Raw genomic sequence first — 12950 nt, forward strand, 5'->3', positions numbered from 1 at the left:
AGGCCGAAGTAGTGTTCTCGGCAATAGCCGACAAACCATCCGGAAGTGCTCCGACATGGCGATTGAGAACTACCGACGAGGAAGCGATGCCCGAAGAGACCCTTGACCTGACCCCCTCCCCCCGGATCTTGGACGTGATCGCTGACGTCGACATGAGCGTGGAGGAGTGTCTCGCCGAGTTGATCGACAACGCGCTCGACGAGATCGACGACGCCCAGCGAGAGGACCCGGGGTTCGAGGGCCGGGTGGAGATCGCGTTCCCGTACGGTTCGGACAAGATCGGCCCGGACTCGGCCATCAGCGTTACCGATTCGGGCCGGGGCATGTCGGTGAGTCAGATGCGCGAAGCCCTGCGGGCCGGTTCGTCGGGCAACGCCCGCTACGGCTCCCTCGGCCTGTTCGGCATGGGCTTCAACGTGGCCACCGGACGGCTGGGCCATCTAACCACCGTCAAGTCCGGCCGGGCGGAGGACGACCACTGGACTGTCGCGGTGATCGACATCCAGGCGATGGGTTCGCGGGACTCCTTCCAGGTCCCGATCACCACAGAACCCAAGGTCGTCGGCGAGCACGGCACTTCGGTCAGCGTCTCCCGACTTCGCAGCGACACGGTCAAACGTTTGCGCTGGTCCGGGATCGCCAATCGTGTGAAGGCGCGGCTGGGCGAGACCTACTCGTACATGCTCCGCTCGGTTGACGGCACCGACATCGCCGCCGCAGAGGTGATCGGCGGGCTGGGCGTGGGTCTGACCCTCAACGGCAGTCTCATCGAGCCCTACATCCCGTGCGTGTGGTCGCCCGATAGGTCGGTCGCTTACAAGGGCCAGGACGTGCCGGCAGTGACGAAGGTGCGTCACGACCTCAAGCCGGCGTTCGCCTGCCTGGCGTGCGGTCACTGGCACTCCGAGAGAATCGCGGACCTCGATGTGTGCCTGGAGTGCGGGTCCGAGAAGGTGGAGCTGCGGGACCGGACGATCCACGGCTGGCTCGGCATCCAGCGGTACGACGACGCGGGCGGGGACTACGGGATCTCGCTGCTGCGCCAGGGCCGCACGATCGTCCACCTGGACAAGGCCCTGTTCGAGTGGTCGAACCCCGACACCGGTGAGGTGATCAGGGAGTACCCGGTCGAACTCGGGCGTGGTCGGATTGTGGGCGAGCTGCATCTGGACCACCTCCCGGTGAATTATCGCAAGACTGACTTCGGCCGGGACAACGCCGCATGGAACACCGTCCGCGACAAGGTGCGCGGCGACGGTCCACTCCTGGAGAAGCTGGTGAGGGAGCTGGGGTACAACCCCAACACCTCGCAGCTGGGTTTGCTGTTTCACGCCTACCGCCGGTACGACCCCGGCTATCGGTACCTGGTGCCCGGAGACGGCGATAAGGCGATGGCTGAGCAGGCCCGCAAGTGGGGCGCCAACTTCCGTCGGGGCCTATCGGCCTACCAGAGCGACGAGATGTGGTGGAAGCACGTCGTCAGCCATGAGGAGATCAAGGCCGGAGGCTCGGGTGACGACGACGGTGAGTCCGACGTCGATGACCTGCTTCCCGGCGGCGGGACGGGTGGTGGCGATCCGGCCGCCGATGCCGACGCCGATGTCGATGGCGATGGCGATGGCGATGGCGATGAAGACGGTGCCGCCGACGACCAGTCGCCGGAGCTGGAGACCCGTGACGAGCGGCTCGCCCGTTATCGCGCGAACGGCCGGGTGATGCCGCAGCTGGACGGCGCCGACGTCGTGATCCCGGGTGGCAACCGGACGATCAGGGTGACCGTGTACCTGACGGACGAGGTGGATCTTCTCGAGGGTGCCGACAAGTTCTCGTCGGCCAATCTCCAGGGCGGCGTGGTCGAGCTCTTCATCGACCAGAGGCATCCACTGCTGACCGTCTACGGATGGAACCCGGTCGACGTCGCCGCGACTGTCCTGCACGACGCGGCGGCGGCGTATCTGCGATACGACGGCAGGGCCGGTGACTTCGTGGAGGGCGTCCTGGACCAGGTCGGTGACCGCCGGATCGACGCCGCGACGGCCCGGGTCTCGGCCGAAGGTCTCCTTGACCGGATCAGGGAGGCCAGCGGGCCGCTCGTCGAGAGCGACCCGGCCGGGTTCTGGGCGAAGCTCTCGCCCGCCGCGAAGGTCCAGACCCAGAAGGCCGCCGCCGCGGATGCGAGCGCGGACTGGAACGCCCTGGAAGCCTCAGGCGGGTACGCGGAGTTCCTCACCCCGCGCGCGTTCGAGGACCTGATCGTTGAGGCGCCCGAGCAGATGCTGGACGGCGGTGTCTTTACGTCGAGCTACGGCTCGTGGCAGGACGAGTCGATTCGCGAGGAGCGGTTGTCCCATCTGACGAGCCTGGTCAGGGATCTGGAGCGGACGCTGACGGCCACCGATCGCCTGAGTTCCCGGGAGCTGCTCAGGCTGTCCATCGGACTGGAGTCGCTGAGCGACATGGTGACTACTGACGGGAGCCGGGCATGAGCGGCGGGTCCTTCCTCTCGGTGGACCGGCTGGTCGAGGCCGGCCCCGCGGGGTTCACCCGCGCACTGGAGCGGCTGCTGCCGCTGCTCGGGTTCACCGACGTCGTGAACATCGACGGGCCCAACGACCAGGGGGGTGACCTGCTGGCGCGATTCGGTGGGAAGCTGATCGCCGTCCAGGCCAAGTGGCGGCTCGATCCGGTCAAGGGCTCGGTTAGCGAGGACGCGGTGAACGAGGTCTCGAACGCGATCGACGCCTACGGCGCCGACGAGGGGATCGTCGTCACCAACGGCAGCCTCACAAGAACGGCCCGGACGCGGATCGCCGCCTTCGGGAAGGTCGGCCGCACGATCAAGGCCTGGGACGGTGCGGCTCTGGCGAAGCTGTACCGCAGCGCAAGGGACCTGCCTCCACAGGTGGAGCTGCGGCCGTACCAGGTGGATGCGGTCGGTGAATCCCTGGCGGCCCTGGACGACACGGAGCGGCGCAAGGCTCTGGTCTACCTGGCCACCGGCCTGGGAAAGACTGTCGTCGCCGGATCGATCGTCGCCGACCGGCTCGACCGCGACCCCTCTGCGAAGATCCTGGTCATCGCCCACGGCGGCCCCCTGGTCGACCAGTTGGAGAAGTCGATGTGGCCGTTCATCCCGAAGGACGTCCCGACCCAGATGATCGGCCAAGGCGAACACCGCGACAATCTGTCGGGCGTCACCTTCGCCGTGCTCCCGACCGCGCACGCCTATGTGGAGCGGGGCTACCGGCCCGATCTGGTCGTCATCGACGAGGTCCACCATGTCGGCGAGAGCGGGTATTACGCCCATATCCTCGAAATGCTCTACGACGTGCCCAGGCTCGGAGTCACCGCGACGCCGTGGCGCGGGGACAAGTTCGACATCGAGACTACCTTCGGACCGCCGGTCGTCCAGATGGCGATCGCCGACGGCATCCGGCGCGGCTACTTAGCCCAGGTGGACTACCAGCTACTCGCCGACAACATCGACTGGGAGTTCGTGAAAGAGGCCTCCGAGCACTCCTACACCATCAAGGACCTGAACCGGCGGCTGTTCATCCCCGAGCGCGACGACGCCATCATCGAGCGCCTGACCAAGGTGTGGAACTCCACGCGAGCGCCCCGCGGGATCGTGTTCTGCCAGACGATCGAGCACGCCGAGCGCTTCGCCGAACTGCTGGGGGAACACTCGCCGTGGCGCGGAGTCGAGACGATCCACAACGACATGACCAAGCGCGAGCGGCAGCAGCGGCTGGTGCGATTCCGTTCGGGCAAGACCGAGCTGCTCGTGAGCGTCGATCTGCTCAACGAGGGCATCGACGTGCCGGACGTCAACATCATCGTGTTCGCGCGGGTCACGCACTCGCGGCGGATCTTTATCCAGCAGCTCGGGCGGGGCCTGCGCCTGCGCGCCGGCAAGGAGCGCGTCGCCGTCCTTGACTGCGTCTCGGACCTGCGGCGGATCGCCGAGGTCTCGGCGTTCCGGGCGCAGATGGAGGCCACGGAGACCGAGGTCCTCAGCGTCAACCGGTCGAGCTTCGACTTCGAGGACCAAGGCGTGCGGTCGCTGATCGACCAGTGGGTCGCCGACGTCGGAGATCTCGCGACGGCCGCAGACATGGTGAGGCTGGAGTTCCCGCCCTCGATGGATGGGTTCGACACCGATGCGAGGGGGTTGGCGTGACCAGGCTGCCGGACGCGGTCAGGGATGAGGCCTTGGCGTACGTCTACGCGGAGTTCGACCGCAGGAAATGGGAACAGGTGGCCTCGGGTGAGCGCGGTGGTGTCTTCGACGAGCTGATCGCCGACCAGCAGTTCGCTGAACTGCTCCGGCCCTACTGCACGCCAGCTCAGATGCGCGTGTGGCTCAAGGACAGCGCAGCCAAGGAGTACCCGCGCGCGCTGGAGGGGACCGGTCCGGCCGCGCGTTACACCAGGCGCGCGTACCCGGGCCCGGGCGTGATCGTCACCGCGACCCTGGGTGCGGACTGGACAATTGTGCCGAACTCGATCGAGCAGAAGCCCATGCGATGCCGGGCGATGAACGTAGCCGGTGAGGAGGCAGTCGTCTTGTGGGGGTCGTACCGGGTCCTGCGTGACCTGTATTGGGCGGCGTCCGGCGTGCGGATTGACGGCGAGGGACGGGTCGCCGTGGTGATCACCCGGCCGACGATGACGGCGCCGCCAAGTGCCGACTGGGAGCGCGTGCGGTCGCTCTGCGCGCTGATCGGCGTCGAGGCGTTCACGGTGATGTACGCGCCACGGGCGGTGACCAAGCTCGACGAGGTCAACACCCTGCGGTCCGGGGAAGATTCCGAGCGCGACTAAATTTCTCGCGCCTACCGCCGCCCCTGCGGCGGTAGGAGGTGTCGGGGCATGATGACACACTGCCCACGCAGCCAGTCGAATCCGAAAGGAACACGAGAGATGACCACCTGGACACTCTGGACCGGCGCACTGCTGGTCGTGATCGGGTCGGCCGCCCTCCTGCGACGCCGTGTGCTTGTCGCCCGGGTTCTCTGGCTCCTCGCCGCCCTCGCCTTCGTGGCCGCCGGAATCGGAGTGCTCACTACCGCGGTCATCTCGCTGCCGCTGCTGCTCGCACTCGTGGTAGCGATCGTGGTGACACTCGTCCTGGTCACAGCGACCATCCATCCCGACAGAACACGGGCGAGGTGAATCAGTGAGCGAGTGGATTCTCTGGGGCCTGAACGTTGCCGTACTGGTGTTCCCGATCGCACTGGCGGCACGGATCCTCCGGGGCCGGCGCATACGGCGCCGGGAGCTCGAACGAGGCCTCGACCACCTCGCCGAGGGCGGACCGTATGCCACCTTCGACCGGAACCACGGGCCCCTGGAGGTGCAGACCCAGGACGGGATGATCCTCGGAAGCTGGCCTCTCCCTTGCGGAGGGGCCCGCGCGCTCCACGCAACCAAGGTCCTCGCCGATTACGGATGGCACAAGAGCGGGCAGGTGTTGGTGTTCGCCGCCGACACGTTCTTCGTCCCGGTCACGCACCGTCCACTGATTGACCATGACGCTCGGAAGGTCGAGGAGTCGTAACCGATCTAGACAGAACGGCCCCGGGAAGAGAACCCGGGCCGTTCTGTCTGGGCGGAAGAATCGCGGGCTGCCGGTTCAGGCAGTCGCGACGATCCGGATCTCGGGGCCGTCGTCGACCGTGGACAGGCGGTAGTGCGGGCACACCACCAACTGACGGGGCACCCGGATCGCCCGCCGGTCCGGGTCCAGGTAGAGCCGGTACGCGAGCTGCCCGTCCCGGTGGCGACCGGTATCCGGGTCGACGGCGCCGAGAAAGTAGCCCTGTGCGGCATCGACGTCGGAGAAGATCGCCCGCGCCCACTCGTGCGGCTCGGCGATCGGAAGATGCCGGGGTTCACCTGTTTCGGTGTCCACAAGGTGCACGACCACCGTGACCGTAAACCCGGCCGCAGCCGGACTCCACGGCCCGGCCGCAACGTCGAACGACATGAGAGAGGTGTGAATTCGCAGGTCGATGTTCGTGCCGGTCCGCGCCGGCACGAACATGATGTGCGGCTGCGGCGCGGCACCGAGCGTGGTCAGGGACGGCAGCGTCTGCGCCGGGGTGTTGTCGGCGCAGACTTCGCCGGATGGATCGGACACCCGGCAAGGGTACGGGCGGCGCGACCACAACAAAGCGCCAGGCCGCCGAGCTGGGAGGCGGGTGCCGAAACTCGGTCGCCTCGTGACCAGCACTTTCGGGTCCACTTTGCACTTCATGACAGCTTCAGGAGATCAGGGCCGACACGCTGGCTCTAGGACGGCGCCGGCACGAGGTATTTCACCCTCACTTCGAAGGGAAATGTGCCTGGCGAGTCCAGGACGGACTCGACCACAGCATGCTCGTCCTCCACGGACAGAACCTTGAACACGGAGATGCCCGCAGGGTGGAGCAGCACCAGATCCCCTACAGTCACGAGCCAATTCCTCCATGCGCTCAACCGCCGAAGACGCAGGTCAACAGCGGTAAAAAGTATGCGCCCCGCTCGGCTTCCCTCCGAGTCGGGGCTCCATCAGACTAGCGCAATTCGAATGTGTGTGCGAATAAAATGGGTTGGTGAAGTACGAGGAAGCTCCGGACCGGTGTCCGAACGATCACCTGCTGATTGGTGGACGGTGCCTCGTCGGCTGGGAGGTCTGTGGATGTTCGACGGCCGCCGCCACCAGCACAAACGGCCACCGCACCTTCTTCTGTAGATCATGCGGGGAGACCGTGCGAATACCGCCCTGTGCCGGTGCGCAACCTCAGGCAGATCGGTGGTTCACTCCTCCCAAACCCGTCTGACTGCGATTCGTGCCCGCGCGAATGCGTGTCGGAGGCGATCCGTAGACTCTGGGACTGTTCTGGGCGCATCCCCCCAATTTTGTTCCCAGAACACCCCCAGTGCCCCCGGCGTCCCCCCATGCCGGGGGCACAACTATGTCCGCAGCAGGCAAGAAGACGATCGCGTGCGCTGATAGCCCGCCGGACGCGAAACCACACCCCGCCCAGGCGCAACTGACCGCATCGGACGATCCGGTTTCCGATGTCCCCGCCTCCGGCGTTGACCAGGTCACCTGCGGTGTCCCCCCGATTCGAACTCCGCTGCGCTCCGCTCAGTGGAAGAGATCGTTCTTGTTGACTTGCTGGCCTAGGCGATCCTGATCGACGGCGGCCGGGCCGCAACCCCCTGGCGGCGCAAGCGCCGGCAGAGCTCCGGAACTTTCTCTCCCGCACTCGCTTCGCTCGCAGAGAAACTTCCGGCCCAGAAGGTTGCACCCCGTCCTGATACCGCCGATCCGACTCTCCCTTGCCAGCAAGGCAAAAAAACGATCAGGGCGGGCAGACGGTCCTGATCCCGTACGAAAGGTCACCGACATATGGGCACGCCGACCAGCCCCGCGGCTCCCGTCGTCAAGACGTCCGAGCTGCTCGACTGCTACCGACAGCTGATCACCGTCGCCAAGGAGGCCCCTCCCCGCGCGGGAATGGGCCCCGACGACTTTCCCGGCGTCCACCTGCAGAACGCCCTGTCGAGCGTCTCGGGTTGGCTCGAGGCGGCAACCGGCCGCGACGGACTCACACTTGAGCGCGACGCACTCGCCGAGATCGAACGCCGCGAGCGCGGACCGGCCACCGACGCGGAGACGTCCGAGACGCTCGACTACCGGGCCTACGGCACCTTCGAGGAGATCTACGACCGGGAACTGACCCGTCTGGCTGCGGTCGGCGTCGCCGATCCCGACGTGGCCTCGACCGGCGGCAACTGCTACGCCCTCACCGGCGCGCTGTACGCACCAGACGGCCGGTCGATCTACCTCCTCGCCACCACCAACGGCGAACCCGCGCTGACCACCGATACGGCGATCACGCTCTGGACTGTCGGCCTGTACGACACCGGCGGCGACTCGGTTGCTTTGGCCATGGGCGAGTCCGGCGTCGAGGCACTCGGCAACTCGTCCGATGCTCTTGGCTGCGCGGTCACCCGGGCCCGCACGGCGCTGCATCAGTACGCCGGTGGTGCACCGACCGGGAAGACCGCCCTCATCGGGGACCGGGGCTTGACCTGGATCCCCGCGTAACCACCGCACCGTCACCGCATCCACTACCAGAAGGAGAACGAACAACGATGTCGAACAACGATTTCAAGGCTGGCGACAAGGTCATCATCGACCCGCTGTACGCGACCGCCTCCCTGCAGGGACGCATATTCGAGGTGGCCCGCCGGATGAAGGTCAACTTCTCGCTCACGCCGGTCGACGGCGTCGGCTGCGGAGTGACGGCACCGCCTGCGGCGCTGCTGCCCGCTCCCGCGGAACTGTTGACGAAACCGATCGTGACCTTCGCGCCCCTGACCGAGGGTTCGACGGTTCGGGTCAAGGCACGCAACATCGATCCCACCCAGCTGTTCGTCGTCATCTCGAACCGCAGCAAGGTGAAGATCGCCGAACTGGGCAGCGAAGACGGCCGGTATTGGACCGTGCCGCGGTCCGCGTTGGAAAAGGTGACGATCGACCTCGCCGCCGCCGCTGCCAGCGCCCGAGTCACCACAGACTGACAAACCCGAACCCAGCACGCCGGGCAGCAACTATCTGCCCGGCGTGCTCGGCCCGCACCGCAGGACGAGGAACGATCGTCATGACCATGCCCCGCCACCCCATGCCGCAGCTCGAACTCTTCGCAGAATGCGCCGTGCACGCCTGCGACACACCCGTCGCCTCGCAAAACGACGTCTGCTCACGCTGCCTCGGCCTCTTCGGCCCCATGCTTCGACTGCGAACGGCCAGCGGCCAGCCAGCGGGTCGACAGAGGCCGGCGACTGCAACGGCACCGCAGGCAGCCGGCCCGAAGCCATCGGCGGCAACTGAGGACGCCGGCGGCGAACGACGACGCAACCAGACCTGCTGGATGTGCGAGGAACGACGGACATGCCACCACGTCGGCGGCCGCTGGGAATGCGCAGAATGCATGCGGATCTAGGTGGCCTCTCGCGTACGCCGTAGAAACCCCCGTCGGGGTCCGCCATCACACGGATCCCGAATCGGACGGAACAGCTGGATTTCCCGAATGTGGGCGGTTGTTCTCGTCCGGGCCATCGGTTCGCGATCACTCGGTACGCGCGTTGATTTCCGGCCCTATTTATTTTCGCATTGAATGGCGGTAATTTCTTGAAATAAAATGCGCAATGACCGTCGGCTTTGATTGTCCGCGAGCCGGTCCCGGCGCGTGGAAGAAAGGGGCTGAGGCTCTGCGCGTAGCGACGTTACACCAGTTTGGGGCCGTTTTCTGATGTCGGGAGTATTTCGTGGAAAAATGGCCACGAATTCCTTCGTTAAATATAGACAATTCCGTTTCGGCGACTACAATAAATGGCAAGCAAGAAATTTGAAGGGGAGGAAAAATGGCCGCGCCACTACATCTCGCGCCACCGATCACCGAGCAGATTCCCGACCATGACCCGATCGAGCATTCCGTCGACGCCCCACATCTCGATGCGGAGGCGTGCTGCCTGTCTGCGCTGATGCAGATCTCCGCTGCGCAGGCCCGCCCGATCATCGACACCCTCACCGTCGGCGACTTCACCGATTCCGCGCACGGGGCCCTCTACCGGCTGATCCACGCCCTGATCCGAGGCGGACAGCCCCACGACTACGTGATGGTCGCCCACGAGATCGACGGCCACCCGGCCGGCATCGATCACCATCACGCGCAGCTGCGTCAGCACCTGGTCCGTGTCGTCGGCGCGGCCACCTTCCCTGAACGGGCACCCCACTACGCCAAAGCCGTGGTGGCTCAGTCCTATCGACGCTCCTTCGAGACCGCGGCCCAGGCTCTGCGTGAAGCCACCGAGACCGTGGCCACCGACGACCTCTACGAGTACATGTGCCACCTCGGCCGCCGTCAACGCGACGCTCACGCACGCTACGCCGCGATCTGCGCTGCCACTGAATGAAAGGAACCCCATGACGGACGACCAAAAAGACGCCTACACGCTCGGACAGCAGGGGCTGACGTGGGCCGAAGTCGGCCGCGAGCTCGGCATCAACGCCGAGGTCGCCCAGTCCTTCGCGGCTGCCTACGAGCGCAGGACCGACTGCGCCGCCGCCGAAGGACAGGCCGCGCTTTTCTGACGTACTCCTACGACATACTGGCCGCACGCAAATCCAGGGGGAACTGCTCACATGAACATCGGCCCGACAATGCCGCCGCTGGCAGCCATCCTGTGGATCATCCTGGTTGGCGCCGGCATCGCCGCCTACGGACTCTGGAGGCTGCGAGACAGCCGATTCCGCAGCGACGGCGACTTCCGTGACGTGACGACCTACATCCTGGTGGGTGGTGTCACCACGGCCACGATCGGTGTCTTTCTCAACGCCGGTGTCTTCTGACGTCCGGTGACCGCCTCACGTCGTCACCCCGGGCCGGGCCGAACAGGAAGAGATCGCCACCCCGCCGATCCGGGAAGGGTCTTCTCGGATCAGGGCGACAGGAAATCGCTCCCCGTCGACCGTGGTAGTGGGTGGCGACCCCTTTCTCGTCGCGTGGGCAGTGTAGGACGGCACTCTGACACGTGGCAGATTCCGGTACGCGCTGCGACCGTCAGCGAGGGATGACACCCGCGACAGTCGGAGCCGCACATGAGAACCGACGGAACGGAAATGCGGAAACACGGATAGACGGAAATCCGTATGAGGAGAGTCCCCGGCCCGAGGCCGGGGACTCTCCTCGCGTTGGAGATCTCGCCGGTCAGCTGCCGAACCGGAACCAGAACCTCACCACCCTGCCGAAGGCGGCGATCACCTTCGCGAAGTCGCGGAGACCGGCGGTGCTGCCGGTGAGGATGACGATGAGGATGGCGGTGACCAGGCAGGCGGTCACGAAGAAGACGAAGCAGGCGGCGATCACCAGAGCGATCGAGACCAGAGTTTCGGGTTGGGCCAGGTCCATGTGGACCCCTTTCTGTTGGCGGACACACGACGACAGCGACCGTTGTGGTGCTGCCCAATGAGTGATCTCCAACAGAGGGGCGAGCCCTCTCCCCACCGCAGGTGGGATACCCAAATCATCGCCTGGACCTGGCGCTTCCGTCAATAGAGACATCGAAAAACGGGCGTCTGGGTTGACACTGCCACCGCGCAGCTCATACTTTTAACTAGTAAAAAGTATGAAAGGACGGGTTATGCGAAGCGCATCGGACGACGCAGGGACGTGGCGAGACATCGCGGTATGCACGCAGGTACACCCGGATCTGTTCTTTCCGGTCAAAGGCGACGGAACGAGTCGGCGCGAGGATCTGCGCGCCGCACAGGCGGTGTGTGCGGGTTGCCCGGTCTGGCGCCAGTGCTTATCCGAGGCATTGGCGGTCGGCGAACGGTGGGGCGTCTGGGGCGGGGTGAACATGGAAGCGATCCGCACGGCACAGCGCCGCCAACGCGTGAAAGCGCTCCTGCGATGACAGGCCCTCGGCGACGGGGGTGGGCTGAGCCCGCCCGCGGTCGTCCATACTTGGTCCCAGTACCAAGTATGCGGAAGGGGCTTGCCGGTGATCGTGTTCCGGATGGGCGAGGAGGAACCGCTCGGGCCTGGAGATCCCCTCGGCCGGACTCAGGTCGGATACCGGCCTGGATTAGGCGAGGCCGAATGCTGGAACCGCTCTCGGGGAGTGTGGAAGCTGAAGGAGGGCCGGGCCCTGGAGCAGGATCTTGCGGTCGTGGTCGATCCGGACTGGATCGTGCGGGCCGTGGCCCGGGTGACCGCGGTGTCCAAGCATGGCGATCGCCGAGCCGTCGAAGGCGAGGTGATCGAGGGGCATCCGATGGTCGGGCAACCCTTCCCGACCCCGAATACCAGCCGCAACTCGATCAGCTACCACCCCGACGGCGCCTTCCCGGCGTAGCGGCAGCGGCCGGCACGGTAACAGTCTCACCGAGCACCGAACCAAGACTTTCGTGTGCCGGGCGCCACACTCGAGTGGCGCGATGGGGGTGGGATGGATGATGATCTTGAGTTATCGAAGCGACAATCGCTCGTACGCTGAGCGCGGGACGGCGCCTGAGCGTGACGTGAGCATTGCCGCCGTGGTCAGTCATGCCCCGCGGCGGTCGATGCACCGCACGCAGGGAAGGTCCGTATGGCCCGCAGGACGATCACCGCACACCCCTCCCACCTGTTTCGCCTCATGGCGACTGTGGGCGACCCCGACAGCGCGTGCACTGGCGCACGCATCGTGCTCGGAGGTCGCCGATGAGCGAGATGCGGGAAACCGGCGAACAATTCACTCAGGAAGGACATGACGATGGCGGAGTTCGATCCGACGATTCGTTCGGAAGTGGAGCGGATCTGGCGGGAGCACCTGGGCGTGGACCCGGCCGCGACAGAAACAGAACTGCTGGCGCAGTTCGACGAGGAGGCCCAGCGGTTGACGGAGCTGGCGTCCCAGCGGTTCGGGGGCGGTCAGGGGTATCTGGTGCGGAACTGGAAGGCCGAGCACCCGGGGCAGGACCCGGACGTGATGACGACCCATCAGCTGATCGCGCAGGCCGAACACGACAGCCGGGAGGCGGTGCTGAGCGAGGAGCTGTACGCGCAGGTGCCGGAGATCAGCGAGGAGCAGATCGCCCGGGAGCTGAGGATCGAGCAGCGGATCGAGGCCGAGATCGCGGCGAAGCGTCAGGCCCGCGATCCCGACCGCTGGCGGACGGGGATGGTCGAGGTGCCGGACCTGGCGCGGCAGGTGGTCCGCAGGGTGTGGCCGAGCGAGGCGATGACGTTTCGGACGTACGCGGAATCACTGATCGCGCAACGGATGGAGGACAACGTGACCACACCGCTGACGGCGGCGGATCCGCTGGCCGACGAGCTGGCGCAGATGATCGACGAGCAGATCACGGCGTCGAAGGCCGCGGGGAACCGAGTGGTGTAGCTCCACCG

Annotated in this window: 16 protein-coding genes; 13 read left to right on the forward strand and 3 right to left on the reverse strand. The window is 66.1% G+C overall.

Features of this window, described 5'->3' with window-relative positions; genetic code table 11:
• Positions 1-86 precede the first annotated feature (86 nt).
• The 5 genes from ACFTWF_RS34815 to ACFTWF_RS34835 all read left to right on the forward strand — a co-directional run bounded on the left by ACFTWF_RS34815 (position 87) and on the right by ACFTWF_RS34835 (position 5560).
• Positions 87-2486, forward strand: coding sequence for an ATP-binding protein (locus ACFTWF_RS34815; protein ID WP_378465628.1), 2400 nt, complete (start codon positions 87-89; stop codon positions 2484-2486).
• Positions 2483-4180, forward strand: a complete 1698-nt coding sequence (locus ACFTWF_RS34820; protein WP_378465629.1) for a DEAD/DEAH box helicase family protein — start codon at positions 2483-2485, stop codon at positions 4178-4180. The genes ACFTWF_RS34815 and ACFTWF_RS34820 overlap by 4 nt, the downstream gene beginning before the upstream one ends.
• Positions 4177-4824 (forward strand): hypothetical protein, encoded by a 648-nt coding sequence (locus tag ACFTWF_RS34825; protein WP_378465630.1) that lies wholly within the window; start codon positions 4177-4179, stop codon positions 4822-4824. Before ACFTWF_RS34820 ends, ACFTWF_RS34825 begins: the two co-directional genes overlap by 4 nt.
• A 99-nt stretch (positions 4825-4923) precedes the next feature.
• Positions 4924-5175 carry a hypothetical protein gene (locus ACFTWF_RS34830; RefSeq protein ID WP_378465631.1) on the forward strand — a complete coding sequence of 84 codons (252 nt, stop codon included), beginning with the start codon at positions 4924-4926 and terminating at the stop codon, positions 5173-5175.
• A 4-nt stretch (positions 5176-5179) separates the two neighbouring features.
• On the forward strand, positions 5180-5560 hold the full coding sequence (locus ACFTWF_RS34835) for a hypothetical protein (RefSeq protein ID WP_378465632.1): 381 nt from the start codon (positions 5180-5182) through the stop codon (positions 5558-5560).
• Between the two features lie 75 nt (positions 5561-5635).
• Here ACFTWF_RS34835 and ACFTWF_RS34840 read toward each other — a convergent pair whose 3' ends face one another.
• Complete coding sequence (locus ACFTWF_RS34840; RefSeq protein ID WP_378465633.1) at positions 5636-6142, reverse strand: N-formylglutamate amidohydrolase; 507 nt, start codon at positions 6140-6142, stop codon at positions 5636-5638.
• Positions 6143-6294: 152 nt separating this feature from the next.
• Positions 6295-6456 (reverse strand): hypothetical protein, encoded by a 162-nt coding sequence (locus tag ACFTWF_RS34845; RefSeq protein ID WP_378465634.1) that lies wholly within the window; start codon positions 6454-6456, stop codon positions 6295-6297.
• 943 nt (positions 6457-7399) lie between these two features.
• Here ACFTWF_RS34845 and ACFTWF_RS34850 point away from each other — a divergent pair.
• The 5 genes from ACFTWF_RS34850 (at position 7400) to ACFTWF_RS34870 (ending at position 10408) form a co-directional block, all read left to right on the forward strand.
• Positions 7400-8101: a hypothetical protein gene (locus ACFTWF_RS34850; RefSeq protein ID WP_378465635.1), complete on the forward strand. Its 702-nt coding sequence runs from the start codon at positions 7400-7402 to the stop codon at positions 8099-8101.
• Between the two features lie 47 nt (positions 8102-8148).
• Entirely contained in the window at positions 8149-8577 is a 429-nt protein-coding gene (locus ACFTWF_RS34855) for a hypothetical protein (protein ID WP_378465636.1), read from the forward strand.
• Between the two features lie 843 nt (positions 8578-9420).
• A complete protein-coding gene (locus tag ACFTWF_RS34860) occupies positions 9421-9972 on the forward strand; it encodes a DnaB-like helicase N-terminal domain-containing protein (RefSeq protein WP_378465637.1) in 552 nt (183 codons plus the stop codon).
• Between the two features lie 10 nt (positions 9973-9982).
• Positions 9983-10150, forward strand: a complete 168-nt coding sequence (locus ACFTWF_RS34865) for a hypothetical protein (RefSeq protein ID WP_378465638.1) — start codon at positions 9983-9985, stop codon at positions 10148-10150.
• 51 nt (positions 10151-10201) lie between these two features.
• Positions 10202-10408 carry a hypothetical protein gene (locus ACFTWF_RS34870; RefSeq protein WP_378465639.1) on the forward strand — a complete coding sequence of 69 codons (207 nt, stop codon included), beginning with the start codon at positions 10202-10204 and terminating at the stop codon, positions 10406-10408.
• 358 nt (positions 10409-10766) lie between these two features.
• Here ACFTWF_RS34870 and ACFTWF_RS34875 read toward each other — a convergent pair whose 3' ends face one another.
• Positions 10767-10967, reverse strand: a complete 201-nt coding sequence (locus ACFTWF_RS34875) for a hypothetical protein (RefSeq protein ID WP_378465640.1) — start codon at positions 10965-10967, stop codon at positions 10767-10769.
• A 232-nt stretch (positions 10968-11199) separates the two neighbouring features.
• On the opposite strand from ACFTWF_RS34875, the gene ACFTWF_RS34880 reads away from it, so the two are divergent.
• From ACFTWF_RS34880 to ACFTWF_RS34890, 3 genes are all read left to right on the forward strand, one after another.
• Entirely contained in the window at positions 11200-11475 is a 276-nt protein-coding gene (locus tag ACFTWF_RS34880) for a WhiB family transcriptional regulator (RefSeq protein WP_378465641.1), read from the forward strand.
• A gap of 87 nt (positions 11476-11562) precedes the next feature.
• Positions 11563-11916: a hypothetical protein gene (locus tag ACFTWF_RS34885; protein WP_378465642.1), complete on the forward strand. Its 354-nt coding sequence runs from the start codon at positions 11563-11565 to the stop codon at positions 11914-11916.
• Between the two features lie 399 nt (positions 11917-12315).
• Entirely contained in the window at positions 12316-12942 is a 627-nt protein-coding gene (locus tag ACFTWF_RS34890) for a hypothetical protein (protein WP_378465643.1), read from the forward strand.
• Positions 12943-12950 lie beyond the last annotated feature (8 nt).

The sequence above is a fragment of the Rhodococcus sp. NPDC056960 genome (assembly GCF_042674125.1).
Lineage (GTDB): Bacteria > Actinomycetota > Actinomycetes > Mycobacteriales > Mycobacteriaceae > Rhodococcus_F.

What these genes read in the sequence shown, in the direction of transcription:
- ACFTWF_RS34815 (WP_378465628.1), top strand. Translation starts at nt 87, where the DNA reads ATGCCCGAAGAGACCCTTGACCTGACCCCCTCCCCCCGGATCTTGGAC.
- ACFTWF_RS34870 (WP_378465639.1), top strand. Translation starts at nt 10,202, where the DNA reads ATGAACATCGGCCCGACAATGCCGCCGCTGGCAGCCATCCTGTGGATC.
- ACFTWF_RS34875 (WP_378465640.1), bottom strand. Translation starts at nt 10,967, where the DNA reads ATGGACCTGGCCCAACCCGAAACTCTGGTCTCGATCGCTCTGGTGATC.
- ACFTWF_RS34860 (WP_378465637.1), top strand. Translation starts at nt 9,421, where the DNA reads ATGGCCGCGCCACTACATCTCGCGCCACCGATCACCGAGCAGATTCCC.
- ACFTWF_RS34880 (WP_378465641.1), top strand. Translation starts at nt 11,200, where the DNA reads ATGCGAAGCGCATCGGACGACGCAGGGACGTGGCGAGACATCGCGGTA.
- ACFTWF_RS34850 (WP_378465635.1), top strand. Translation starts at nt 7,400, where the DNA reads ATGGGCACGCCGACCAGCCCCGCGGCTCCCGTCGTCAAGACGTCCGAG.
- ACFTWF_RS34830 (WP_378465631.1), top strand. Translation starts at nt 4,924, where the DNA reads ATGACCACCTGGACACTCTGGACCGGCGCACTGCTGGTCGTGATCGGG.
- ACFTWF_RS34890 (WP_378465643.1), top strand. Translation starts at nt 12,316, where the DNA reads ATGGCGGAGTTCGATCCGACGATTCGTTCGGAAGTGGAGCGGATCTGG.
- ACFTWF_RS34820 (WP_378465629.1), top strand. Translation starts at nt 2,483, where the DNA reads ATGAGCGGCGGGTCCTTCCTCTCGGTGGACCGGCTGGTCGAGGCCGGC.
- ACFTWF_RS34855 (WP_378465636.1), top strand. Translation starts at nt 8,149, where the DNA reads ATGTCGAACAACGATTTCAAGGCTGGCGACAAGGTCATCATCGACCCG.
- ACFTWF_RS34865 (WP_378465638.1), top strand. Translation starts at nt 9,983, where the DNA reads ATGACGGACGACCAAAAAGACGCCTACACGCTCGGACAGCAGGGGCTG.